The organism is Polynucleobacter sp. (assembly GCF_030693775.1).
Lineage (GTDB): Bacteria > Pseudomonadota > Gammaproteobacteria > Burkholderiales > Burkholderiaceae > Polynucleobacter.
Genome location: NZ_JAUXZY010000003.1, coordinates 70,670 through 95,636, shown reverse-complemented (window position 1 = coordinate 95,636; position 24,967 = coordinate 70,670). Strand labels below are relative to the sequence as shown.

Below are 24,967 nucleotides of genomic sequence, written 5' to 3'. Positions count from 1 at the left end.
ACCCAACACCACTGATGATTTCAGGCTGGACTATTTTTGCTCATCCGGTATTTCTAAACCAAGTCAATATCCTGTTGAAGGAAGTGGAGCGTCTCAAGCAAAAAGATCTCAGCACCTATCAACATAAAAATGCAACAAAACGTCTAGCTGCGATTTATAAACTGGCGTTCAATATCATCCCGAGCAACCCAAGCCTCGCGATCTATCGCCAAGGCAATACCCTTGGAAGTGAACGCAAGCATTGGCTGCGGGCAAAATTTTTCCAACAATACCGCCTCTTCTTTCGGTACCACGAAGCAAGCAAACTCATTGTGTACGCTTGGGTCAATGACGAAGGCACCAAGCGAGCCTACGAGAGCAAAGATGATGCGTATCGGGTGTTTTCAGCAATGCTCAAGCAAGGTCGCCCACCGGATAATTGGGATGCACTATTACAAGAGTCTCGCGCCCACAGCAAAGGCCTGCAAAAGCTGATGGGGCGTGGCTGAAGTAGATGTTGCTGATGAATTGCTTAATAAAAAGCCCGCTCGCGCGGGCTTTTCTTTTTGAACGTTGATGCAACAGTACTACGTGCTTAAAGCGCCTGCTTCAGCTGCTCCAAGATCGCTGGATTCTCCAGGGTCGAGGTATCTTGCGTAACTTCCTCACCCTTCGCAATCACGCGTAACAAACGACGCATGATCTTGCCTGAACGTGTCTTCGGTAAGTTGTCACCAAAGCGCACATCTTTGGGTTTAGCGATTGGGCCAATTTCTTTACCCACCCAATTACGCAACTCCATCGCCAACTTCTTCGCATCATCGCCGGTAGGACGACCGCCTTTGAGAACCACGAAAGCACAGATCGCTTCGCCCGTCATGTCATCGGGGCGACCGACCACCGCCGCCTCAGCAACCAATGGATTGGCAACCAAGCAGGATTCAATTTCCATCGTACCCATGCGGTGTCCGGATACGTTCAGCACGTCATCAATACGGCCGGTGATAGTGAAGTAGCCAGTGTCTTTATTGCGAATCGCACCATCGCCTGCAAGGTACAAAGTGCCACCCAACTCTTCTGGGAAGTAGGCCTTCACGAAGCGATCGTTATCGCCCCAAATGGTGCGAATCATGGAAGGCCATGGGCGTTTCACCACGAGGATGCCACCACTGCCATTCGGTACATCATGCCCTGCCTCATCCACAATCGCTGCCATGATGCCTGGCAGTGGCAAGGTGCAGGAGCCTGGAACCATGGGGGTTGCACCAGGCAATGGAGAAATCATGTGCCCGCCGGTTTCGGTTTGCCAGAAGGTATCGGCGATCGGGCAACGCGAGCCACCAATGTTCTCGTAGTACCACATCCAGGCTTCCGGATTAATCGGTTCGCCAACAGAACCCAAGAGACGCAAGGATGACAGATCGTATTTCTTTGGATGAACGGATTCATCGCCGCTCGCTGCTTTAATCAATGAACGAATTGCCGTTGGCGCAGTGTAGAAAATCGTTGCCTTGTGTTTTTGAATGGTGTCCCAAAAACGACCGGCATTCGGATAGGTCGGCACGCCCTCAAACACAATTTCAGTACAGCCCACAGCGAGGGGGCCGTAGGTAATATAGGAGTGTCCCGTAACCCAGCCAATGTCAGCAGTACACCAGAAGACATCACTGGGCTTGATATCAAAGGTCCATTTCATGGTCAAAATGGCCCAGAGTAAATAGCCACCCGTCGAGTGTTGTACACCCTTTGGTTTTCCGGTCGAGCCGGATGTATACAAGACGAATAAGGGATGCTCAGCGCTCACCCACTCTGGCTCACAGGTCTTGGCTTCGCCGGCTACAACATCATGCATCCAAGAATCGCGCCCTGCGGTCATTGCAATGTTGCCGCCCGTGCGTTTGTACACGATGACATTCTTCACTTTTTCGCAGTCGCCCAAGGCAAGCGCCTCATCCACAATCACTTTGAGTGGCAAGGCTTTGCCGCCGCGCATTTGCTCATCTGCAGTAATGACCGCAATTGCGCCCACGTCAACAATTCGCTCTTGCAATGATTTTGCGGAGAAGCCGCCAAACACCACCGAATGCGTAGCACCGATACGGGCACATGCCTGCATCGCAACAACGCCCTCGATCGACATTGACATATAAATAATCACGCGATCGCCTGACTTAATGCCCATTTTGCGCAAGGCGTTCGCGAACTGGCAGACGCGTGCGTGCAGGTCACTATAAGTAACGTTCGTTACCTTGCCGTCGTCGGCTTCAAAAATGATTGCGGTTTTTTGGGCGTTGCCATTTTCTAAATTACGATCCAGGCAGTTATACGAGGCGTTGGTTAATCCATCTTCGAACCATTTATAGAAGGGTGGATTGGTCTCATCCAATACTTTAGTAAAGGGTTTTTTCCAGTAGAGGTTTTCACGAGCAAGACGGGCCCAAAAACCCTCGTAATCTTTTTCCGCTTCCGCACACAGTGCGTTGTAAGCGTCCATTCCAGGCACAGCAGCATTTTTAATAAAATCACTGGGGGGATTAAAAATCCGATTCTCTTGCATCAACTGTTCCATGCTGTCCTACCCTTTATTTAAATGACAATAATTACTACCCTGCAAAATCGATGCAGAATAGTGTAAATCCACTCTCTTTCACCCTAAGATAAGGGAATTTTAGGGTGAATTGCTCTATGGCAAACCCTTAAAATAGAGAAATCCATTTAATTTGATGAAATTTATGACAAATATTAAACAAGAAGACCTCATCCAAAGCGTTGCCGACGCCTTCCAATACATCTCCTACTACCATCCCGCCGACTTCATTCGGGCGATGGGCAAGGCCTACGAACTGGAAAAAGGGGAGGCCGCCAAAGACGCGATTGCGCAGATTCTGACCAACAGCCGGATGTGCGCCGAAGGGCATCGCCCGCTGTGCCAAGATACGGGCATTGCCGTGGTCTTCTTAAAGGTGGGCATGAATGTGCAGTGGTCGGACGCCACCATGAGCGTCACCGATATGGTCAATGAAGGCGTTCGCCGTGCTTACCTCAATCCCGACAATATGCTGCGCGCCTCGGTTCTCACCGATCCTGCTGGCAAACGTAAAAATACGGGTGACAACACCCCCGCTGTGATTCATTATGAAATCGTTCCGGGCGATGGCATTGAAGTCATTTGCGCAGCCAAGGGTGGCGGCTCAGAGAACAAAGCCAAGATGATCATGCTCAACCCATCCGATTCGATTGTCGACTGGGTGATGAAAACCATTCCCACCATGGGTGCGGGCTGGTGCCCGCCCGGCATTCTCGGCATTGGCATTGGTGGCACGCCAGAGAAAGCTACGTTATTGGCCAAACAAGCCTTGATGGGCTCGGTTGATATTCAAGAACTAATTGCCCGCGGACCAAAAAACCGCGTAGAAGAATTGCGCCTCGAGATTTATGAAAAAGTGAACCAGCTCGGCATTGGTGCGCAAGGCCTTGGTGGCCTCTCCACTGTCTTGGACGTCAAAATTTTGGATTACCCCACCCACGCTGCCTCATTGCCTGTGGCGATGATTCCGAATTGCGCGGCGACCCGGCACATTCATTTCCATTTGCATGGTGATGGCCCCGCCAAATTAGAGGCACCATCCCTCGCGGATTGGCCGGACGTCACCTGGACGCCCGATATTGAAAAATCCAAGCGAGTCAATTTAGATACTCTCACTCCAGCGGAAGTGGCCAGCTGGAAACCAGGCGATCGTTTGCTCCTGAACGGCAAAATCCTTACAGGACGGGATGCTGCGCACAAACGCATTCAGGACATGCTCGCTAAGGGGGAGGAACTCCCAGTCAGTTTTAAAAACCGCGTGATTTACTACGTCGGCCCCGTTGATCCAGTGCGCGATGAAGCCGTTGGTCCTGCTGGCCCCACCACCTCCACCCGCATGGATAAGTTTACAGAGATGATGCTGGCCAAAACCGGTTTGATTGCGATGATTGGCAAAGCCGAACGCGGTCCGGTTGCCATTGAAGCCATCAAGAAACACCAGTCTGCGTATTTAATGGCAGTCGGTGGCGCTGCCTATTTGGTCTCCAAAGCAATTAAAACGTCAAAAGTCGTTGGCTTCGCTGATCTCGGCATGGAAGCGATTTATGAGTTTGATGTGCAGGACATGCCCGTAACCGTTGCGGTGGATTCGAAGGGAACATCGATGCACCACGAAGGGCCAAAAGATTGGCAAGCGCGGATTGGAAAAATCCCCGTCGTTGTTGCATAAGGTTTTAGGCGCGCATTGGCACTCATCGGGGTATTTGATTCGGGCGTAGGCGGCCTATCCATTTTGGATGAGGCCCTGCGGCAGCTGCCGAACCATGACTACCTTTACTTTGCAGATAGTGCCAATGCCCCTTACGGCGAGAGGTCAGCGGAGTGGATTGCAGAGCGTAGCTTATCGATATGCCAGTCTTTAGCGGATGAAGGCTGCCAAGCGATCGTCGTTGCCTGCAACACAGCTACCGCCGAAGCCATTCAGAGTATTCGGGCGCAGCTAAAGACAATTCCGATTATTGGGGTCGAGCCCGGAATTAAGCCGGCGGCGCTGCAAAGCGAAAAAGGCCTAGTGGGTGTATTGGCCACAGAAGCAACGCTGAAGAGTGATAAGTTCAATGCGCTACTGGCAACCTTACCGGTGGATTGCCGTTTTGTTAAACAAGCGGGTGCCGGTCTTGTGCCCTTGATCGAGTCCGGTCAATTGCATGCCCCAGAAACAGCTGCTCTGCTTGCACAGCATTTGCAACCGATGCGTGCTGCCGGAATCGATACCTTGGTTTTAGGCTGTACCCACTATCCATTTTTAATGCCATTGATTCTGAATCAATTGGGTTCATCGGTACGCGTTGTTGACACCAGCGAAGCGGTAATCCGTCAGTTGGCGCGACAACTGGAAGCCCACCGCATTCCGACCGAAGTAAGCGGTAGACGTAGCTTATTACTGCTGAGCACCGCCGATGGTACGCGTCTGCATAGTATGGCGATGCAATTGCTAAACTCCAACACTGCCGAGTTACGGATCGATTTCAAAACCGTAGGCCTGGATCAGACTGCACTATGCCGCTAACATCACCAAACCCCAAAACGCTCCCGCTGTTTACGCGGCAGGAATGGATTGTGATTGCCGTAGTGCTGGCACTGCATGGCATGTTCTTTGTTAGCCTGGATCTGGGGCTTAATGTGAAAAACGATCCATCTGAAAACGAAGTGCGAGTCATGGCCAATTTAGTGGCGCCCGCAACACCCCCGGCTCCGCCCGTGTCTACCCCCCCGACACCGCAGCCAAAACCAGAAGTGAAACCCAAAACCCAAACCAAAGCAGAGCCCAAACCCAAAACGCCCGAACCGAGCAGCACGCCGCCGGCCGATGCAAGCCAAGCCAAAGCGGCTGAAGCTGCTAAAGCAGCAGAAACTCAGATGCCTAATGCAGCTGTTGCACCGGCAACCAGTCAAGGAGCTGCAGGTACGCCCATCCAGACTGATATTGGTAAACTGGTGGTGGTATATCAACCTGATGCCGATCCATATTACCCCTCGTTTTCAAAGCGAGCTGGGGAACAAGGCGAAGTGGTTGTTCGGTTGATTATTGATGAAACCGGCATTGTGGAAGAAGTCGCTTTACTGCGTTCAAGCGGATTTCCGCGGCTCGATCGCGCTGCTTCTGAAATTGGTAAGCGTTACCGTTTTAAACCGTATAGCGTGAATGGCAACCCCGCCCGCATTTCAACCAATCTCCTAATTAAATTTAACTTAAAGAACTAATGCAATGAATAACCCATTTGGCTTAATGAATTTATGGATGGCAGGCGATGCGGTCACGCGTTTTGTGGCCATCCTCTTATTGGTGTCATCGATCATTACCTGGGTCATTTTGATTAGCCGCCTATGGAATATCAAAACACTGCGCGCCCTAAAACCCGAAGCCGAGCAGTTTTGGCGTGCCAGTTCTTTTGCACAGGGCCTAGCTGGCTTTTCTGATCAAGCCAACAACCCCTACTTTCGGATTGCCAAAGAAGCCATGAGCGCCTCGGAGCACCATCAAAGTCAAACGTCCAGTCGCCGCGAATTACTGCAAGCGCTGAACTATTCGGAGTGGATGTCGCGCAGCATTAAAAATAGCATTGATTCCTGCAGCGCCCTCTTGCAAAAAGGCCAGACTTTTTTAGGCTCGACTGGCTCTACCGCGCCATTCGTGGGTTTGTTTGGTACGGTTTGGGGCATCTACCATGCCCTCGTTGCCATTAGTAGCTCGGGTAGCGCACAAATCGATCAGGTTGCCGGCCCGATTGGTGAGGCCCTCATCATGACGGCCATTGGCCTAGCTGTCGCTATTCCAGCAGTCCTGGGTTTTAATGCGATTAACCGCGCTAATAAATTAATCGTTGCCGACCTCAATCGCTTTGGTAACGATTTGCTGGCCTATTTTGTTACTGGCGCTCGCGTTGAGGCGGGAGCGTAAGCATGTCGTTTAGCAACCCTTCAGGCGATCAGGGTGACGATGCCCTGATGACTGAAATCAATATGACGCCCCTCGTGGACGTGATGTTGGTTTTGCTCATCATTTTCATTATTACTTTGCCGGTAATCCATCAAGCCGTGAAAGTGGATTTACCTAAAGCCAATAGTGCGCGCAATGAAACCAAGCCTGAGTCGATTCAAGTATCGATTGATGCACGCGGCCAAATCTTTTGGAACAGTAATCCAATTGATCTCACCACCTACGTTAGCTATGCAGAAAAAGCAGCGCAAAAAGAACCTCAACCGGAAGTGAATTTACGTGCGGATAAAGAAGTGCGTTACGACTCTGTAGCGCAGGTCTTGGCCGCATCAAAACGCGCTGGCCTAACTAAGCTGGGTTTTATTACCGAGCCGCAATGACCCTTATTCGCTACCTCGGATTTGGACTTGCCTCGCTCGTATTGCTTAGCCCACAGCAGCTCTTGGCCAAGGCTGAGTCCAGTATTCCAGTGGTTCGGGTTGGTAGCCTGCAATGGGATCAGCATGAAATGACCATCGGCGAAGTCAAACGCGTTGCCGCTCAGACCGGGTTTGTGAGTCAGGCAGAGAAAAATGGCGGCGGCACCGTATATGAACTGGGTTTTGTGCAAAAGCCCGGCTGGACCTGGAAAACTCCCTATGGCGTTCAGGCTCAAGACAGCGAACCGGCGGTTCATCTCAATGCTACCGAGGCAGAGCAGATCTGCCGTTTTTTTGGCAAACGCTTACCCACCGACGAGGAATGGGTTTCGGCAGCGTTTGTAGAGCAGCGCGCCAATCCGCCTGCCCCGTTCGTCAGCGGAAAGCGCTACCGCTTCCCTAATGGCGACTCCGCTAAAGGCTCGCATTGCCTTGACGGCGAGTGCGGCACTTACCGCGGCCTTGCGCCCAAGGGCAGCCTCCTGCGCGGGACTGGCCATGTTCTTGTGGGTAGCACTGAAGCTGGCGTCAATGGTCTCTTTGATATGGGCGCCAATGTATGGGAGTGGACTTCAACTGCGGTTGGCAATGAACGTGTAACGCGTGGTGCATCCTGGTGGTACGGCGCCGAACAGCAACGGGAATCGAATCGCGCCAGCAAGCCGCCGGACGTGAGCGTGGTCTATATTGGCTTTCGTTGCGTTAGACCGTAAACTGCACCCCTGTTCTAAAAAGGCGTTTTATGTCCTACCTATACCAGTACGGCCCTTATCTTTTTCTTGCGGTATGGGTGTGTGTCGCACTTTACAAAACACTGCAGAATTTTCAGGCAATGAAAGCCGATCGCAGTCAGCACTTCAATTTATTTCAATTGATCGGCAATCTCTTTAGCGAGCTCTTTCGAAGCTTTGTATCGCTCTTTGTGCTCAGCGTATTAGCTGCAGGGGTTATTTACATACTCTTATTGGTATTTGAGGAAATCACCGCCTGATCGCCAACAAACCCTTCGCTGACGGCTTTTGGCTTACAAAAATGAGGGTGCGGTGGTACTGAGGTGGAATGAAAACCCCAGAAATTGCGGTTTTTTGGTGCCCGAGGCCGGAATCGAACCGGCACGACTTTTTTGAGTCGGCAGATTTTAAGTCTGCTGTGTCTACCGATTTCACCACTCGGGCGCGCGCCTTTGCAGGCTTTGATTTGCAGTGCAACAAAATCAAGACAGACGAGAATCCTAACACGCGGCACCCAATTTGAACAAAAAAGCCCTACTTATGGCGTTTAAAGGGTTTACCCGAGATGGAAAATTTAATTAGATCCTTATACTTTACAGAGTCGTTTTACCGTAGTACCTGATTGATTAAAACTAGGAGATATGAATGTCTGAAATGAAAAAACAAGCACCACGTCGTAAGTTTTTGAAAGGTGCTGCTGTCGGTACCGCTGGTGCAGCTGCCCTCAGTTTCCCAATGATTTCTAAATCGCAAGGCGTACAAAATTTACGCTTCCAGTCGACCTGGCCTGCGAAAGACATCTTCCACGAATACGCTTTAGATTTTGCTAAGAAGGTCAATGACATGACCGGTGGCGAAATGAATATCGAAGTATTGCCAGCAGGTGCTGTTGTTCCTGCATTCGGATTGCTCGATGCTGTTTCCAAAGGTACATTGGACGGCGGCCATGGTGTGGTTGTGTATCACTACGGTAAAAATGCTGCCCTCGCATTGTGGGGATCAGGCCCATCCTTCGGTATGGATGCCAACATGCTCCTCTCATGGCACAAATACGGCGGCGGCGCTGCTCTGTTAGATGAGCTCTACAAGACTGTCAACGCCAACGTGAAGTCTTATGTATACGGCCCAATGCCATCACAGCCACTCGGCTGGTTCAAAAAGCCAATCGCTAAGGTAGAGGACTTGAAAGGCCTCAAGTACCGTACCGTCGGTATTTCGATTGATATGTTTACTGCCATGGGCGTTTCTGTAAACGCATTGCCAGGCGGCGAGATTATCCCTGCGATGGATCGTGGTCTGCTTGACGCCGCTGAGTTCAACAACGCCTCTTCCGATCGTCAATTGGGCTTCCCAGACGTATCAAAAGTATGTATGTTGCAAAGCTATCACCAGAACGCAGAGCAGTTCGAGATTCTCTTCAACGGCTCCAAGTACAACGCATTGTCACCAAAACTCCGTGCGATTTTGGACAACTGCGTCGAGGCAGCTTCTGCCGATATGTCCTGGAAGGCGATTGATCGCTACTCCAAGGCCTACGATGAAATGCAAAAGACTCAAGGCGTTAAGTTCTACAAAACGCCAGACAGCATTTTGCGTAACCAGCTCAAAGTATTCGATGAGGTTGTTGCCAAGAAATCCGCTGAAAACCCACTCTTTAAGAAGATTGTTGACTCACAAAGAGCGTTTGCCCAGCGTGCTGTGAAGTGGGACTTGGATACCAATACCCCACGTCGCATGGCTTTTGATCACTATTTCCCATCCGGCGCTAAAAAGGCCTAATTGAGGAATATTTCATAAGCTTTAGGTTTATTTCAGAAATATGGCATAAGTTTTAGGCTTAGCTTAAAATAGCGCCCAGTAGCAATATGGGGTGGTTGCGAAGGTGACCACCCCATTTTTTTATGGTTTCAATGCCCTGGAGTCTCCAAAGTGCAAAAATTATTCTTAACGGTAGATCGCCTATCTACCTTCATCGGTCAGTTTTTTTCTTGGCTGGTTGTTGGCTTAACCGCCTTAATTGGCTATGAAGTGTTTAGCCGCTATGTCTTAAACAGTCCCCATGCATGGGCGTTTGACGCCATGATCATGATGTACGGCACTATGTTCATGATGGCCGGCGCCTACACCCTCTCAAAAAATGGTCATGTCCGCGGCGACATTCTGTATGGCTTCTTAAAGCCTCGCACCCAAGCGATTTTTGACCTCATTTTGTACGTCATCTTCTTTATTCCGGGGGTGATTGCCCTAGCCTATGCCGGCTACGGATTTGCTGAAGATTCCTGGCGTATCTTGGAACACTCGTCCATTACGGCGGATGGTCCTCCTCTTTACCCTTTTAAAACCATCATTCCTTTAGCGGGCGTGATTTTGCTCTTTCAGGGAATCGTTGAAATCTTCCGTTGTGTTGTCTGCATTCAGCAAGGCGAATGGCCTTCCCGCGAGCAGGACGTAGAAGAGGTCGACGTGGATGCACTGAAGGCAATGGTTGGCCTTGATAAGGAGAAAACCAATGCGTAAGGAACTATTATTCGGCTTTAGCATCATGGCCTTGGTTGTACTGGCCACGATTGTCTTGCTTCCGTGGGGCAATATTGAGAGCGGCCACATGGGCCTGCTCATGCTCTCACTTGTTGTTGTAGCAATCATGCTGGGCTTCCCTACCGCCTTTACCCTCATGGGCATGGGCATGATCTTTACCTTCATCGCGTATAGCTTTGCAGATCCCTCTCTGGCACTGAGCAACACACTCTCTCTGATGGTGCAGCGGGCTTACGCGGTCATGACCAATGACGTGCTGATCTCAATTCCGCTCTTTGTATTCATGGGTTACTTAGTTGAGCGTGCGAACTTAATTGAAAAATTATTCCGCTCATTGCATTTGGCCTTGGTGCGCGTTCCTGGCTCCTTAGCTGTTGCCACCATCGTTACCTGCGCGATTTTTGCAACTGCCACCGGTATTGTTGGCGCTGTGGTGACGTTGATGGGTCTTTTGGCGTTCCCAGCCATGCTCAAGGCAGGTTATGACACCCGCGTATCTGCTGGCTGTATTACCGCGGGTGGTTGCTTGGGTATTTTGATTCCACCCTCAGTACTCTTGATTGTGTACGGCGCAACCGCCGGTGTTTCAGTAGTGCAACTTTATGCCGGCGCATTTTTCCCCGGAATTATGTTGGCTGGCCTGTACATCGGCTACGTGATTATTTTGGCTAAATTCAAGCCAAAACTCATGCCGCCACTGTCGATGGAAGAGCGCAAAGTTCCACTACCGATGAGCTACACCGAGCTCGGTGAAAAAATTAGCCAGAAAGTCATTCCAGCAATCTTAATCGGCCTCAAAGGCAAGCGTAATTTGCATGTACGCCCTGTTGAGCTGCTCCAGTCTCTGATGATTGCGCTATTGCCACTCTTGGTTTTTGCGATCTTTACGGGCTCGATTTACAAGGTAGTCACAGCCCCCGTGGAAGCTGTTGCTGGCATGGAATTAATGCAGATGGGTGATGCCGGTAGTGGCGCTGCTGAAGAAGAGTCAAGCAGCGGCCTGTCATTACCTCCTGGCGCTGAAAAGACTGATAGTGGTGGCTTGTCCTTGCCTCCTGGCGCAGAAGAAGACAAGCCAGCGGCAGCTCCGGCAATGAGCGCGGATGAAGCTAAAGCAGCGGAAGCTGCAGCGGCGGCGGCCGCGGCAAAAGCACTCGAGCCACGCGATGCGCCGACTTGGTTCTGGGTCATGACTGCGATCTTTGCAGCCATGTTAGCCATTTATTATTTGCTACTCACTTGGGTGCGTCTCGAAATCTTCAAGATGCTCTTGGGCTCATTCTTCCCATTAGCCATTTTGATTATGTTCGTATTAGGTTCGATTGTGTTTGGTCTGGCTACCCCAACTGAGGCGGCTGCGATTGGGGCTATCGGCGGGGTCATCTTGGCTGCCGCCTACAAACAGCTTAATATGCGCGTGATTCGAGAGTCGGTATTCTTAACGGCCAAGACGGGGGCTATGGTGTGCTGGCTCTTCGTGGGCTCATCGATCTTTTCCGCAGCATTCGCTTTGCTGGGCGGCCAAACCTTGGTTGAAAAGTGGGTGCTGTCACTCGGCTTAAGCCCAATGGAGTTTTTAATTCTGGCTCAGGTCATTATTTTCTTCCTGGGCTGGCCACTCGAGTGGACTGAGATCATCGTGATCTTCATGCCAATCTTCGTGCCCCTGCTCGATGATTTTGGTATCAATCCATTGTTTTTCGGCCTCTTAGTTGCGCTGAATTTACAAACTGCATTCTTGTCGCCACCGGTGGCCATGTCAGCCTTCTACCTGAAGGGTGTTGCGCCTCCCCACGTGACTCTGAATCAGATTTTTGCAGGTATGTTGCCATTCATGGGTATCCAGATTCTGGCAATTGTGTTGCTCTACACCTTCCCAGCAATTGGCTTGTGGTTGCCCGAAGTGCTTTACAAGTAATCACCAGCATCCTCATGAGAACCCCGCGCAAGCGGGGTTTTTTATTGGTCAGGTCAAAGGCAATCGAGAGCACTTAGAATAGGTTCATGGTCATAACAACACAGCGCAGCCCTCTCCTATTACGCATCCTCAAATGGACTGCATTGGGCTTGACTGGCGTGATGCTCTTGATTGCGTGCCTTGCAATAATCTATCTTGCCTCAACCAAAAATAGCCCCTCTGGCAGTGATCGCCTACTCGGCCTCAATGACACGGTGAGCATCGGCTTTGATGCTAGTGACATACCCCATATCAAGGCGGCTACCGCGAGTGATGCCCTATTCGCTCTGGGCTTTCTGCACGCAACTGAGCGTTCATGGCAAATGGAAATCAACCGCAGATTGGCAGCGGGCCGTTTATCTGAAATTCTCGGTGAAGACACCCTGAAAATTGATCGCTTCATTCGTACTGTTGGAATTAAGTACAGCGCTGAACGGCAGTATGAGCGCTACCCGGTCGAGGCTAAACGCCTTCTGCAAGCCTATGCCGATGGCGTCAATGCAGGTAACGCGAAATTGGGCTGGGCCCTGCCAATAGAGTACTTTTTGACAGGCTCCAAACCAGGCCATTGGTCGCCAACCGATAGCATCGCCTGGATGCTAATGATGGCCATGGATTTGGGTGGTAATTGGCAAAAAGAATTGCAACGCTTAGAGTTATCGCGTGATTTAACGACGGCACAAATTTGGGAGGTATTACCCCCTTATACGCAAGGCAATCCGGTTACTAAGATGGACTTTGCAGCGCTGTATAAAAACATGGGCATTTTTGCGAGTACCGATGCCAGCAAGTCCATTAAGCCTCTAGGTATTCAGGATGTACGTCAGCCAGATACAAAACAGGATCAGTTGTTGCGCGCATTCTTACCAGGAGGTATCGAGGGCATTGGCTCGAATAATTGGGCGCTCAGTGGCAAGCGCACAGTGAGCGGCAAACCACTGTTAGCTAACGATCCACACTTGGGTTTATCTGCTCCGGCACTCTGGTACTTTGCACGCCTGGAGGCGCCAGGAATGAATGTCATTGGCGCCACCCTCCCCGGCATTCCGGCAGTCGTGCTTGGCAGAACGGATAGCATTGCTTGGAGCTTTACGAACACGGGACCCGATGTGCAAGACCTCTTTATCGAGGAACTTGATCCGGCCAATCCTGGCCAATACCGTACCCCCGATGGCATGGCTGCATTTTTAGTCCGTGAAGAAGTGATTGAGATTAAAAATAAACCGGCGCATCGTTTTATCGTCAAACAGAGTCGCCACGGCCCCATCATTTCAGAAACCTACGACCGGGCTAAAAATTTAATCAATACCGATCGCTTTGCTTTGGCCCTGCGCTGGACCGCACTCGATCTTGATAATCAATCGGTGATCGGTTTGCTGGATATGAATCGCGCTACCAATTTAGAGGGATTCAAGAAAGCATTGCACAAGAACTATGCTCCCATGCAAAACGTGGTGATGGCCGATACTGCTGGCAATATTGCCTTTCAGGCGGCTGGCGTGGCCCCTAAACGCACGCTCCATCAAGGCCTCTACGGGGTTGCGCCAGCACCTGGCTGGGATAAGCAATACGACTGGCAAGGCTATATTCCATTTGATCAGCTGCCCACACTCGATAACCCCGAGCAAGGCTGGATCGCCACTGCCAACCAGCAAATTCTGGCCACCAATAATCCCAATCCGCTCACCGGGGATTGGGAGTTGCCATTTCGGTATGAGCGCATTACCGCCTTACTACAAGCAAAGCAACAGCATGACTTTGCCGCAATGCGAACCATGCAGGGCGACACCCTCTCGCTAGCAGCAACACCGCTATTACCACTCTTCAAAGCAACCCAGTCGTCTCATTCAAGCGCAGCTGCAGCCAAGGCTATCGTTGCTGGATTTGATGGCGATATGCGCATCGATAGCAGTGGCGCCCTCCTCTTTAATGCGTGGGTAGATCAACTGACGCGCCATTTATTTTCTCGTCTGGGAGACTATTTTTCGTTTGAGTATGGCAAACGCCATTTTAGAAACGCTTTACTCGAGCAACTATCGAATCCAAATAGCCCCTGGTGCGACTCACCCAAGACCGAAAGTATTGAAAACTGCGCGCAAGCATCGCAACAGGCGATGGATAAGGCGCTGGAATACCTCAGCGCACAATACGGCAGCGATCCAGCCAATTGGAAATGGGGGAATGCACACATCGCCGTATCGGAGCACCGTCCCTTTAGTCGGGTTCCGTTTTTAAATCGAGTATTCAATATTACGGCGCCGTTTCCGGGGGATGGATTTACCATCAATGTAGGGCGACCTGAGCTTGGCAAATATCAAAATCCGTTTGAGACCAAACAAGCAGCAAGCCTGCGAACGGTATTTGATTTGGCCGACCTAGAACAATCGACCTTCATCTATCAAACGGGGCAATCAGGCTGGGTTCAAAGCAAGCTCTACCGCAACCTAAATCCCCTTTGGGCAAGCAATCAAGCACTGCCACTACAGATGAAACCCAGCAACTTCCAGCGCCAACTCGAGCTCAGACCAAAGTAGGTCTATTGGGGTTTAAAATAGAAATACACATTTATTGAGGGGTTTTACGATGAAAAGATGGATAGCGACCGCGGTCTGCATGACCGTCCTACCAATTTCAAGCGCCTTCGCTGCTTGGCAAGAAATTGGCTCCAACGAACAATCCACGGTCTCTTTAGACATCGAGACCCTCAAAAAAGATGGCGACAAAGCGCAAATCATGTCGATGCTGGACTTTACTAAGCCTGGTGTAGACCCCAAAACAAAAGAGCCAATTCGTTCCATCATTGGCCTCAACGAGTACCTCTGCGAAAAAGCCCAATACCGCCCTATTGAATACAAAGTGTTTTCCGGAAACAAGGGTGAAGGCAAGGTTATAGCGGACATCAAGTCCCCTGACAGCCAATTTGAAGCCATTACCAATGGCTCATGGGCCGCGGGAGTTTATAGCATTGCCTGCCGAGCCAAATAAACAGCAGCTCTTTTCGAAGTATTGCCGCTGCATTGCATGGCATAGCTTGAGCTATGCCTTCATTATTGGCTTTGGTGTTTTCTTTTTATCGGGCTGCGCCCTGCCTTTAGCAGCCATCGGCAGTGCTGGGACAGCAACCGCCAGTGCCGTCGGAGGTACTGTGGCTACAGCAGCAGTAGCCAACCCCAGCACCGCAGTTAGCGTCGCCTCTACCGTCACTACCGGAAAATCTCCTTTAGAGCATGCTGCTTCGCAAGCCACTAAAAAAGAATGTAATTTTTTAAATCTACTCGGTCCTAAGCCGGTTTGCGAAGAGTTTGTAGTGCCGCCCATCATGGATCACAGCCAAGAAATGGTGGGGATTGCAGATCGACCCACCTCACTGCCAACACCGGCATCGAGTCGATAAAATACTGACCTGATCGTTTTCTTTTTCGTTTTCTTTTTCTTTTCTTTTTAATTCTTTTAAACATTTTCACTATGCCAGAGCAAAACATCAACCTCACCCTAACCTGTCAAAATCGCCCCGGTATTGTTGCTGCTGTTGCCAGCTATATTTTTGAGGCGGGCGGGGACATTCAAGAGGCCCAGCAGTTCGACGATAAAGATTCGGGTCGCTTCTTTATGCGTGTCAGCTTCAGTTGCGATGCAAGCGTCGATTTAGAGGGACTGCGCCGTGGTTTTAAGCCCATCGTCGAGCGCTTTCAGCTCTCTTGGGAGTTGCGTTCCACCGCCGTACTCAAACGCGTTTTAATCATGGCCTCCAAGCTCGATCATTGCTTGGTGGACTTACTGTATCGCTGGCGTATTGGTGAATTGCCGATGATTATTGCTGGCATTGTGTCGAATCACCCCCGCTCGGTGTATGCCAGCATTGATTTTGCTGATATACCATTTCACTACCTACCGGTCACACCGGAGACAAAAAGCACTCAAGAAGCAAAGCTGCTGAGCATCGTTGAAGACGCCAACGTAGATATGGTGATCTTAGCGCGTTACATGCAAATTCTGTCGGATGACTTATCCGCTAAGTTATTGGGTCGCTGCATTAATGTGCACCACTCCTTCTTGCCCAGCTTTAAGGGAGCAAAGCCCTACCATCAAGCGCATGCGCGCGGCATCAAGTTGATTGGGGCAACATCCCACTTTGTGACGAGCGATTTGGATGAGGGGCCCATCATCGAGCAAGATGTAACCCGCATTAGCCATAGCGATAGCGCAGAAGATTTGGTACGCAAAGGCCGTGATTTAGAGCGTCAAGTACTGTCGCGCGCCCTGCGCTACTACCTGAATGACCGGGTCTTAATTAACGGTAATAAGTCGGTGGTGTTTGCAGATTAATTCATCGCAAGAGGACTGTTTAATGCCCTGAGAGGGGCTTTAACAGTCCCCGCAAATCATTGTGGTCTAGGGTGTGCATCAGCTCCAGCAATTCACCTAATTCACCCTTTGGAAAGCCCTTGCGGGCAAACCAGGAGAGATAATCACCCGGTAAATCAGAAAGGGTACGGCCCGCATACTTGCCATACGGCATTTTCATGCGAACGAGCTTTTCAAGGGATTCGGGGGTCACTGTGGTGCGGGGGGGAGATTGGGGTGGCTGATGGGGTTCGAACCCACGACAACTGGAATCACAATCCAGGACTCTACCGCTGAGCTACAGCCACCGTAGAAGAAATGAGATTATAGCTTTTTGTCGGCTTTTAGCCAAAATTTGCCGGTCGGCCAATTCGAGGCCAATCTGGGCTGGCTTTTAGGGCAAACATGCCATGTAAAAACGCTTAATTTCAGGGTCGCAGCGCACGTCTTTCAGGACAATAGGCCGCTCTAAAGAAATCCCCTCAATCGAGCGGCAGCGGCTGAGTGCCACATAGACTTGGCCCGATGCAAAGGCTCCAGAAGATAGATCGACCTTCACTTTATCGAGCGTTTTGCCCTGGCTTTTGTGGATCGTCACAGCCCATGCCAGCATGAGCGGCAATTGCTCATAAGAGCCAATCGCGTTGGGCTTAATCTTGCCGGACACCATATCGTGGTCATATTTATACGATTCCCATTTGAAAGGGGTTACCTCAACCGTATTCGTATAGGCCCCATTAGGGATCTTGACCTTAATTTTGTCTTTGCTGATTTCATGAACAATACCAATGCTGCCATTGACCCATTTTTTTGGAAACCCATTGTCATTCGCCGTAAACATCACCTTCGAGCCTGGCTTCAGAATTAAGTTCATGGGTGAGGGTAAGTTGCGCTCATCCACATTGAACTTTCCCTCTAACTTGCCTGTAAAACTGGTGGCGTCGCTAGTCAGGTTTTTGAGTTCACCATGGTTGATCATGTCTGCCCTGGCATTGGTCGTAGTCAGGGTAATCGTCATCGGATCAGGCTCTGCCGCCTTATTAAAACAGGCATCATTGATGGTTTCCAGTGCCACTTCAATGTCTTCATTAATGCGGATTTGATTGAGCAACTGCGCAAAATGAGCATCTTTTTGACGAAAGATTTTCGTCAGCTCGATCATCGTAATGTCTTTACGGTGCAGCGCTATGGCGCAAAAGAAATACGGATCCTCATAACCGCGCTCATACAGGATATGCATATCGTTACTCGATACCACTGGCGGCAATTGAAATAAATCACCGACAAACATGACCTGTATGCCCCCAAATGGCTCGCCTTTTTGGGGTCCGTTTTCGCGCAAGAAAAGATCAATCGCATCAACCAGATCAGCCCGCACCATCGATATTTCATCAATAATGAGTAAGCGAATATCTTTGTACAGCTGGCGCTCACGCGAGGATCGCAGTGGCTTAATGTCCTCTTCTGGAAAAATCAAGCGCGGCGGCAGGCGAAAGAAGGAATGAATCGTGACGCCACGCACCTGCAGTGCTGCTACCCCCGTAGGGGCGAGCACTACAACGTTTCCAGCAATGGTTTTGCGCAGGTGGCTAATTAAGGTCGTTTTACCCGTGCCCGCTTTACCACTAATGAAGATGTAGGGATCGCCGCGCTCGACTGCATCCAGCGCCAATTGGTAATCTGGAGTGATCTCCAGCTCGAGATCGGCGCCCGGGTTTTGCACAGCACTCATGAATTTTCCGCCGAGGCAGTATCCATCTCAAATGCAGCCCAATCCCCTAGCTCCAAACTCGCCTCGAGAAAAAAGTCGGCAATCGCCGCTTTGCTCTGCACCTTAGCCAAGGCATGGTGATCCGATAGGCGCTGACGCCAATAGCGTGAGCCCGCCCTGCCATGGGCCAAGCCTAGTATGTGCCGGGTAAAGGCGCCGATATAAAACAGTTTGCCCTTGCTCTGGCATTCATCAAACCAGCGCCATACTTGATGCACCAAACCAATTTGCACGCGATGCCACTCCGACTCGCTAAAGAGGTAGCCTGCAGCCTCTCCATTGGTCTCGAGCAAGTCATCCCAGCCGAGCAACATCGCCGGAAAGTGATAGGCAGCACGACCCACCATAAAGCCATCAAAGTCATGCCAATGGCCCGCAATTTGATCGTTGTTCTCCAGGCCGCCATTGAGTAGAACAGCCACATTTGGAAATTGCTTTTGGAGATCCAAGCGCAATTGCGCTGCCACGGCATAGTGCAATGGGGGCTTACTGCGGTTCTCTTTGGGGGAAAGGCCCTTCAATATGGCATTACGTGCATGAATGGTGACCTGATGAGCGCCAGCATCGGCAACGGCCATCATAAAATCCAAGGCAAATTGGTAGTCTTTTTGGTGCAGACTGGCATCCATGTGATCAAGACCCAAGCGGTGCTTCACCGAGATGGGCAAATCGCATGCTGCTCGCATCGCTCGAACGCAATCGGCAACTAATTGCGGCTCTGCCATCAGGCAAGCACCGAAGGCCCCGCGCTGTACTCGCTCGGAAGGACAGCCGCAATTAAGATCAATTTCGTCATAGCCCCATTGAGCTGCCAAGGCTGCAGCTTTTGCCAGATCCGCTGGCTCACTACCCCCCAGTTGCAGCACTACTGGGTGCTGCTCGCTTGAGTAATCCAAATGGCGCGGCACATCACCATGCAGCAATGCACCGGTGGTCACCATTTCGGTATACAGAACAGCTTGCTTGGATAGCTGCCGATGAAAGGATCGGCAGTGCCGATCGGTCCATTCCATCATGGGGGCAACCGCCAAGCGCTTATGACCTAAAGTGGGATTTTTTTGCATTGCATGCAAGTGGCTCTGATCGGCTGGCATAGTATTTTTATCTAGTCCGTATTACAACATGATCGTGCATTTATTTCTTACCAAGCTTCCCAAAGGCAGCTGCCATTGCGCTATTCACAAGGGGAGGAGATTGTCGGTTTGGTGATGACTTTTCAGTGCGTGGCTTAGTGCTGCCAGTACGCTGACGATCAGAATGCGCATCCTTTACAGGCACATTAGATGCCTCATTTAAGCGCATCGTCAATGCAATACGCTTACGCTTTTCATCCAACTCAAGGACTTTGACTCGGACTACCTGCCCCGCTTTTACAACCGTATGGGGATCTTTTACAAATGTATTTGAAAGCGCAGAAATGTGCACCAAGCCATCTTGATGAACGCCAATGTCGACAAATGCGCCAAAAGCAGCGACGTTAGTCACTATTCCCTCAAGCACCATATCAACTGAAAGATCACTGATTTTTTCGATGCCTTCTTTAAAGGCAGCAGTTGTGAATTCCGGGCGGGGATCTCGCCCTGGCTTCTCCAGCTCTTTTAATACATCCACAATCGTAGGCATACCGTATTTTGCATCGACAAATAATTCAGGCTGTATGGATGCCAGTGCGCCGGGATCGCTTAGCACTTCTTTCATGCTTTTTTTAATCTTCGCTAGAATTTTTTCCACCAGCGGATAGGACTCGGGATGCACTGCCGAAGAATCCAGCGGATTGCTGCCATTCATCACGCGCAAGAATCCAGCGGCCTGTTCAAAGGTTTTTTCTCCAAATCGCGGCACCTTGCGCAAATCCAAGCGAGACTGAAATTGCCCGTGGCTATCACGGTAGGCAACCAGGCTCTCTGCAACAGCGGTGGATAAGCCTGAAACACGCGCCAGCAAAGGTGCAGAGGCCAGATTAACATCCACGCCAACGGCATTCACGCAGTCCTCTACCACTGCATTAAGTGAGCGCGCTAGTTGCGACTGCATAACATCATGCTGATACTGGCCAACGCCAATAGACTTCGGATCAATCTTTACTAATTCAGCCAGGGGATCCTGTAATCGGCGCGCAATCGAAACGGCACCCCTGAGGGAAACATCCATATTCGGCAGCTCCTTGGACGCATACTCTGAGGCAGAGTAAACCGACGCACCAGCTTCTGAGACCACCATTTTTTGCAATCCAAGGCCTGGCTTTAGCTTGATCAATTCCTGAGCTAGCTTGTCAGTTTCGCGCGAAGCAGTGCCGTTACCAATTGAGATTAAGGTGACCTGGTGCTTGTCGATTAAACCCGCCAATGTATGCAGTGATCCATCCCAATCATTACGCGGCTGATGTGGGTAAATAACAGCGGTATCTAGCACTTTGCCCGTGGAATCAACTACTGCCACCTTGACACCGGTGCGCATCCCGGGATCCAGGCCTATTGTGGCTTTTGGACCGGCTGGCGCAGCCAACAAGAGGTCCTTTAGGTTGCGAGCAAAGACCTGAATTGCCTCGGTCTCAGAGCGCTCACGCAATGCGCCCATGAGTTCGGACTCCAGGTGCAATGCGCTCTTAACCCGCCAAGTCCAGCGTACGGTATCAGCAAGCCACTGATCAGCTGGTCGTCCCTGCTGCGCTATGCCAACATGTTGGGCAATGCGAGCTTCACAGGGATTAAGTGGGGCGTCCCACTTGGGTCGCTCGGCCTCACTGTCTAGGCGCAAGGACACCATCAGAATTTGCTCGCGCCGCCCCCGAAATAAGGCTAAGGCACGATGCGAGGGTATCGCCTGTACAGCCTCAGCATAGTCAAAATAGTCTCGGAACTTTTCACCCTCTTCTTCCTTGCCTGCAATCACTTTTGATTCCACGATGCCATGCTCTTGGACATAAAGGCGCAGCAATTGCAATAAGCTCGCATCTTCAGCAAATCGCTCCATCAAAATCTGACGCGCACCATCTAGCGCTGCCTTTGCATCGGGTACACCAGGATTCTCCCCTTGATCCGACGTAAAGGCTGGCTTGAGGTACTTTGCTGCCTCTTCTTCTGGATTTAATTGTGGGTTTTGCAACAGGGCGTCTGCTAATTCTGCCAAGCCTGCCTCTAGTGCAATTTGTGCTTTTGTTCTGCGCTTCACTTTGTATGGCAAATACAAATCCTCAAGGCGGGTTTTATCCTCAGCCTCCATCAACTGCTGAAGCAATGTGGGGCTCATTTTTCCCTGCTCTTCAATCGAAGCAATAATGACTAAGCGCCGCTCCTCTAACTCGCGCAAATACGCCAAGCGCACTTCCAATAAGCGCAACTGAACATCATCCAGCCCACCAGTAACCTCTTTACGGTAGCGTGCAATAAATGGCACCGTAGCACCTTCATCCATTAATCCAATAGCGGCAGTAATTTGATTGGGCTTTGCAGATAATTCAGCAGCGAGACGGTGTTCTATGGATGGCAACATATGAAGTAATTTAGAGAATAAATAAGGAAAAACCACCCGAAGGTGGTTTTACTATCGATCAGCGCAACTTAATCGCGTGATGCCTTTTTACGCTCATGCTCCTTCAAGTAACGCTTGCGAACACGAACGCTCTTGGGGGTTACTTCAACCAACTCATCGTCGCTAATGAACTCCACTGCGTACTCTAAAGTCAGATCGATTGGTGTTACGAGGCGAACGGCTTCATCGGTACCCGAAGAGCGTACGTTAGTCAGCTGTTTACCTTTAATGGGGTTTACAACCAGATCGTTATCGCGACTATGAATACCAATGACCATGCCTTCGTACACAGGGTCACCGTGCTTCACAAACATGCGGCCACGGTCTTGCAATTTCCAAATCGCATAGGCAACAGCTTCACCGTCATCTTGGCTAATCAATACGCCGTTGTGGCGCTCACCTAATACGCCATCTTTTGCTGGTGCATAGCAATCAAAGGTGTGGCTCATCAAACCATTACCACGGGTCATGGTCATAAAGTCACCCTGAAAACCAATCAGGCCACGCGCCGGAATGCGATATTCCAGTCGTGTGCGGCCTTTACCGTCGCTTACCATATCAAGCAACTCGCCCTTACGCTTACCTAAATCTTCCATGACAGCACCTTGGGTGGTGTCTTCAATGTCAACTGTCAAGTTCTCAAACGGCTCCATCTTGACGCCATTTTCTTCATGGAACACCACGCGTGGACGGGATACTGCCATCTCATAGCCTTCACGGCGCATCGTCTCGACCAAGATCGTTAAATGCAGCTCGCCGCGGCCAGAAACTTCAAAAACGGTGTCGTCGTCGGTTTGGCGCACGCGCAAAGCCATATTGGATTTGAGCTCACGGTCTAAACGTTCCCGAATCTGACGGCTGGTAACAAACTTTCCTTCTCGACCAGCGAGTGGGCTGGTATTCACCATGAAGTTCATGGTTAAAGTAGGCTCATCAATTTTGAGCATAGGTAATGGATCAGGCTTATCCACCGCACAAATGGTGGTACCAATGGCCAGATCTTCAATACCGTTGATCAACGCAATATCACCTGCTACCGCTTCTTCTACTACTTCACGCTCTAGGCCTTTGAATTTCAGTACTTGATTCACACGGCCTTTAAAAGGAATGCCCTCTGGGCCATTCATGCAAATCACTTCCATGCCCGCCTTCACACGGCCACGATTAATACGGCCGACGCCGATCTTGCCGACATAGCTGTTGTAATCAATCGAGGAGATTTGGAACTGCAATGGGCCGTCTGGATCATCATCCCGCATCGGCACATTCTTGAGAACCGCATCAAACAAGGGACGCATATCGCCCGAGCGAACGTCTTCTGAATTGCCGGCATAGCCATTTAAGCCAGAAGCGTAAATGATTGGGAAATCGAGCTGCTCTTCCGAGGCGCCCAATTTGTCGAACAACTCAAACGTGGCGTTAATGACGTAATCGCAACGCGCACCTGGACGATCTACTTTGTTGATCACGACGATTGGCTTAAGGCCCAAGGCCAAGGCTTTTTTAGTCACGAAGCGAGTCTGTGGCATCGGGCCTTCAACCGCATCGACTAATAAGAGAACGCCATCAACCATCGAGAGAACGCGCTCTACCTCACCGCCGAAGTCAGCGTGGCCTGGTGTGTCAACGATGTTGATGTGGGTGCCGTCGTATTCGACTGCACAGTTTTTGGACAGAATCGTAATGCCACGTTCTTTTTCAAGATCGTTCGAATCCATAACCCGCTCGGTCATTTTTTCATTGGAGCGGAAGGTGCCAGATTGGCGCAACAATTGATCCACTAAGGTAGTTTTACCGTGGTCAACGTGGGCGATGATTGCAATATTACGAAGTGCGCGTTTAGTCATGTGAAGCTTCTAAAGTTAAAAATAAGGTTAAGGGGCTTGTGAAATCAAGCGTTTAGGGTGTAGTACGCCGGAACGGCAATCGGCAGTACCAATAAAATTGTGGGGCGCTGCGGTGGCGCGATAAATCCGCACCAAGGCTTCTGCCAATGGAAATTTAGCATTGACGGTTAACGGAACGCGTTGACCCATTTCTAGGCGCTTGGCTTGTTGCGCATCGACCGTGAGGTGCGGCAAGGTTTGCAATAGAGCATCTACCGGCAGAATAAAAGCGGCGTGATCTGCGGTTGTCCGCAATAGATCATCCAAGGAGATGGACTGTGCCAAGCTCAGATGCCCCACTTCGCTGCGCCGAAGGCCAACCAAATGGGCGCCACAGCCGAGTGCTGCGCCCAAATCTTCCGCCAACACCCGAATGTAGGTTCCTTTGCTGCAACTGACTTCTAAAGTGGCTTCGGGCCATTGCACCTCGGTCCAAACAATAGAGTGGATGACGACCGAGCGAGCCTCGCGCTCGAGCTCGACGCCAGCACGGGCATATTCATACAAGGGCTTACCGTCGCGCTTCAGCGCTGAGTACATTGGTGGCACCTGCAGAATCGGACCGGTAAACGCAGGCAACAAGGCATTTAAGGCAATCTGAATCGCGGCATCGTCGGCAAACTGAGGCAAAGGAAAGGACGTCACAATCTGTCCTTCGGCATCGCCTGTATCGGTATTGGCGCCAAAACGAATTCGGGCCACATACGACTTATCTGCGTCCAACAAATCTTGGGAATACTTAGTAGCCTCGCCTAAGCAGATCGGCAATAAGCCGGTGGCCATCGGGTCTAAGGTCCCGGTGTGCCCTGCTTTATCGGCATTAAGCGCGCGTTTGACCGCAGTCACAGCGCCTTGTGAACTCATACCTAACGGCTTATCCAGCAGCACGACTCCATCAAGACGTTGACGCATCAAATTTCTCAATCTTTGCGGTCGCTATCGACCGCTTGATCAATTAATCGGGACATTTCCATGCCACGCTCAACCGATACATCGTGCACAAAATGCAGGGTAGGAACGGTATGAATATGCAAGCGCTTAAACAGCAAGGAATGCAAATAGCCTGCTTTTTCTTGTAAGGCAGTCAGAGCGTGATCCGGGTCGGCGCCGAGAACCGTGAAGAAGATCTTGGCATGCGCCAAATCCGGTGACAGTTCAACACCTTGGAGGGTAATCAATCCCAAACTCGTACTACGCAATTCGCGCGGAATCAATTCAGCCAAATCACGCTGAATTTGATCCGCTAGGCGTTGATTGCGATGGGGGCTCGTTTTGTGCATAAAG

Annotated in this window: 23 protein-coding genes and 2 tRNA genes; 15 read left to right on the top strand and 10 right to left on the bottom strand. The window is 50.6% G+C overall.

The genetic code is table 11. From position 1 onward, the window contains the following. The first annotated feature begins 14 nt into the window (after nt 1-14). On the top strand, nt 15-488 hold the full coding sequence (locus tag Q8M75_RS02130; RefSeq protein WP_371131728.1) for a type II toxin-antitoxin system YhaV family toxin: 474 nt from the start codon (nt 15-17) through the stop codon (nt 486-488). 86 nt (nt 489-574) lie between these two features. Here Q8M75_RS02130 and acs read toward each other — a convergent pair whose 3' ends face one another. Further along, nucleotides 575-2,548 (bottom strand): acetate--CoA ligase, encoded by a 1,974-nt coding sequence (gene acs / locus Q8M75_RS02125; RefSeq protein ID WP_305485710.1) that lies wholly within the window; start codon nt 2,546-2,548, stop codon nt 575-577. A 163-nt stretch (nt 2,549-2,711) separates the two neighbouring features. Between acs and Q8M75_RS02120 the strand changes: the two genes are divergently transcribed. Genes Q8M75_RS02120 through Q8M75_RS02090 form a run of 7 tightly spaced genes read left to right on the top strand, consistent with a single transcriptional unit; the run spans nt 2,712 to nt 7,916 of the window. Further along, complete coding sequence (locus Q8M75_RS02120; protein WP_305485708.1) at nt 2,712-4,235, top strand: fumarate hydratase; 1,524 nt, start codon at nt 2,712-2,714, stop codon at nt 4,233-4,235. 15 nt (nt 4,236-4,250) lie between these two features. Continuing rightward, the gene (gene murI, locus Q8M75_RS02115; RefSeq protein ID WP_305485704.1) at nt 4,251-5,075 is read left to right on the top strand and encodes a glutamate racemase; all 825 of its coding nucleotides are present in this window, start codon (nt 4,251-4,253) and stop codon (nt 5,073-5,075) included. Then, nucleotides 5,066-5,770 (top strand): energy transducer TonB, encoded by a 705-nt coding sequence (locus tag Q8M75_RS02110; protein WP_305485702.1) that lies wholly within the window; start codon nt 5,066-5,068, stop codon nt 5,768-5,770. Before murI ends, Q8M75_RS02110 begins: the two co-directional genes overlap by 10 nt. A gap of 4 nt (nt 5,771-5,774) precedes the next feature. Continuing rightward, on the top strand, nt 5,775-6,467 hold the full coding sequence (locus Q8M75_RS02105; protein WP_305485700.1) for a MotA/TolQ/ExbB proton channel family protein: 693 nt from the start codon (nt 5,775-5,777) through the stop codon (nt 6,465-6,467). A 2-nt stretch (nt 6,468-6,469) separates the two neighbouring features. Next, complete coding sequence (locus tag Q8M75_RS02100; RefSeq protein WP_305485698.1) at nt 6,470-6,886, top strand: biopolymer transporter ExbD; 417 nt, start codon at nt 6,470-6,472, stop codon at nt 6,884-6,886. Then, complete coding sequence (locus Q8M75_RS02095; protein ID WP_305485697.1) at nt 6,883-7,638, top strand: formylglycine-generating enzyme family protein; 756 nt, start codon at nt 6,883-6,885, stop codon at nt 7,636-7,638. The genes Q8M75_RS02100 and Q8M75_RS02095 overlap by 4 nt, the downstream gene beginning before the upstream one ends. Nucleotides 7,639-7,667: 29 nt before the next feature. Next, nucleotides 7,668-7,916: a hypothetical protein gene (locus tag Q8M75_RS02090; protein ID WP_305485694.1), complete on the top strand. Its 249-nt coding sequence runs from the start codon at nt 7,668-7,670 to the stop codon at nt 7,914-7,916. A 95-nt stretch (nt 7,917-8,011) separates the two neighbouring features. Here Q8M75_RS02090 and Q8M75_RS02085 read toward each other — a convergent pair. After that, nucleotides 8,012-8,100, bottom strand: a tRNA-Leu gene (locus Q8M75_RS02085). 201 nt (nt 8,101-8,301) lie between these two features. Between Q8M75_RS02085 and Q8M75_RS02080 the strand changes: the two genes are divergently transcribed. From Q8M75_RS02080 to purU, 7 genes are all read left to right on the top strand, one after another. After that, nucleotides 8,302-9,435: a TRAP transporter substrate-binding protein gene (locus Q8M75_RS02080; protein ID WP_305485692.1), complete on the top strand. Its 1,134-nt coding sequence runs from the start codon at nt 8,302-8,304 to the stop codon at nt 9,433-9,435. A 150-nt stretch (nt 9,436-9,585) separates the two neighbouring features. Then, complete coding sequence (locus Q8M75_RS02075; protein WP_108468782.1) at nt 9,586-10,173, top strand: TRAP transporter small permease subunit; 588 nt, start codon at nt 9,586-9,588, stop codon at nt 10,171-10,173. Further along, the gene (locus tag Q8M75_RS02070) at nt 10,166-12,112 is read left to right on the top strand and encodes a TRAP transporter large permease subunit (RefSeq protein ID WP_305485689.1); all 1,947 of its coding nucleotides are present in this window, start codon (nt 10,166-10,168) and stop codon (nt 12,110-12,112) included. The genes Q8M75_RS02075 and Q8M75_RS02070 overlap by 8 nt, the downstream gene beginning before the upstream one ends. Before the next feature lie 86 nt (nt 12,113-12,198). After that, nucleotides 12,199-14,685 (top strand): penicillin acylase family protein, encoded by a 2,487-nt coding sequence (locus tag Q8M75_RS02065; protein ID WP_305485686.1) that lies wholly within the window; start codon nt 12,199-12,201, stop codon nt 14,683-14,685. A gap of 79 nt (nt 14,686-14,764) precedes the next feature. Next, on the top strand, nt 14,765-15,136 hold the full coding sequence (locus tag Q8M75_RS02060; protein WP_305485684.1) for a surface-adhesin E family protein: 372 nt from the start codon (nt 14,765-14,767) through the stop codon (nt 15,134-15,136). Further along, nucleotides 15,117-15,545, top strand: a complete 429-nt coding sequence (locus tag Q8M75_RS02055) for a hypothetical protein (RefSeq protein WP_305485682.1) — start codon at nt 15,117-15,119, stop codon at nt 15,543-15,545. The genes Q8M75_RS02060 and Q8M75_RS02055 overlap by 20 nt, the downstream gene beginning before the upstream one ends. Before the next feature lie 71 nt (nt 15,546-15,616). After that, nucleotides 15,617-16,477 (top strand): formyltetrahydrofolate deformylase, encoded by an 861-nt coding sequence (purU, locus tag Q8M75_RS02050; RefSeq protein ID WP_305485680.1) that lies wholly within the window; start codon nt 15,617-15,619, stop codon nt 16,475-16,477. A 19-nt stretch (nt 16,478-16,496) separates the two neighbouring features. Here purU and Q8M75_RS02045 read toward each other — a convergent pair whose 3' ends face one another. The 8 genes from Q8M75_RS02045 to rbfA form a co-directional block, all read right to left on the bottom strand. After that, nucleotides 16,497-16,709, bottom strand: coding sequence for a DUF3820 family protein (locus Q8M75_RS02045; protein ID WP_305485678.1), 213 nt, complete (start codon nt 16,707-16,709; stop codon nt 16,497-16,499). Nucleotides 16,710-16,728: 19 nt separating this feature from the next. After that, nucleotides 16,729-16,803: transfer RNA gene (locus Q8M75_RS02040), tRNA-His, on the bottom strand. 86 nt (nt 16,804-16,889) lie between these two features. Beyond that, a complete protein-coding gene (locus Q8M75_RS02035; RefSeq protein ID WP_305485676.1) occupies nt 16,890-18,227 on the bottom strand; it encodes an ATP-dependent RecD-like DNA helicase in 1,338 nt (445 codons plus the stop codon). After that, nucleotides 18,224-19,330, bottom strand: coding sequence for a tRNA dihydrouridine(20/20a) synthase DusA (gene dusA, locus Q8M75_RS02030; RefSeq protein ID WP_371131734.1), 1,107 nt, complete (start codon nt 19,328-19,330; stop codon nt 18,224-18,226). The genes Q8M75_RS02035 and dusA overlap by 4 nt, the downstream gene beginning before the upstream one ends. A gap of 70 nt (nt 19,331-19,400) precedes the next feature. Beyond that, entirely contained in the window at nt 19,401-21,758 is a 2,358-nt protein-coding gene (locus tag Q8M75_RS02025) for a Tex family protein (RefSeq protein WP_305485671.1), read from the bottom strand. A 68-nt stretch (nt 21,759-21,826) separates the two neighbouring features. Then, nucleotides 21,827-23,644, bottom strand: coding sequence for a translational GTPase TypA (gene typA / locus Q8M75_RS02020; protein ID WP_305485669.1), 1,818 nt, complete (start codon nt 23,642-23,644; stop codon nt 21,827-21,829). A gap of 27 nt (nt 23,645-23,671) precedes the next feature. Then, nucleotides 23,672-24,595 carry a tRNA pseudouridine(55) synthase TruB gene (gene truB, locus Q8M75_RS02015; RefSeq protein WP_305485667.1) on the bottom strand — a complete coding sequence of 308 codons (924 nt, stop codon included), beginning with the start codon at nt 24,593-24,595 and terminating at the stop codon, nt 23,672-23,674. 8 nt (nt 24,596-24,603) lie between these two features. Further along, nucleotides 24,604-24,963, bottom strand: a complete 360-nt coding sequence (rbfA, locus tag Q8M75_RS02010) for a 30S ribosome-binding factor RbfA (RefSeq protein ID WP_108468772.1) — start codon at nt 24,961-24,963, stop codon at nt 24,604-24,606. Nucleotides 24,964-24,967 lie beyond the last annotated feature (4 nt).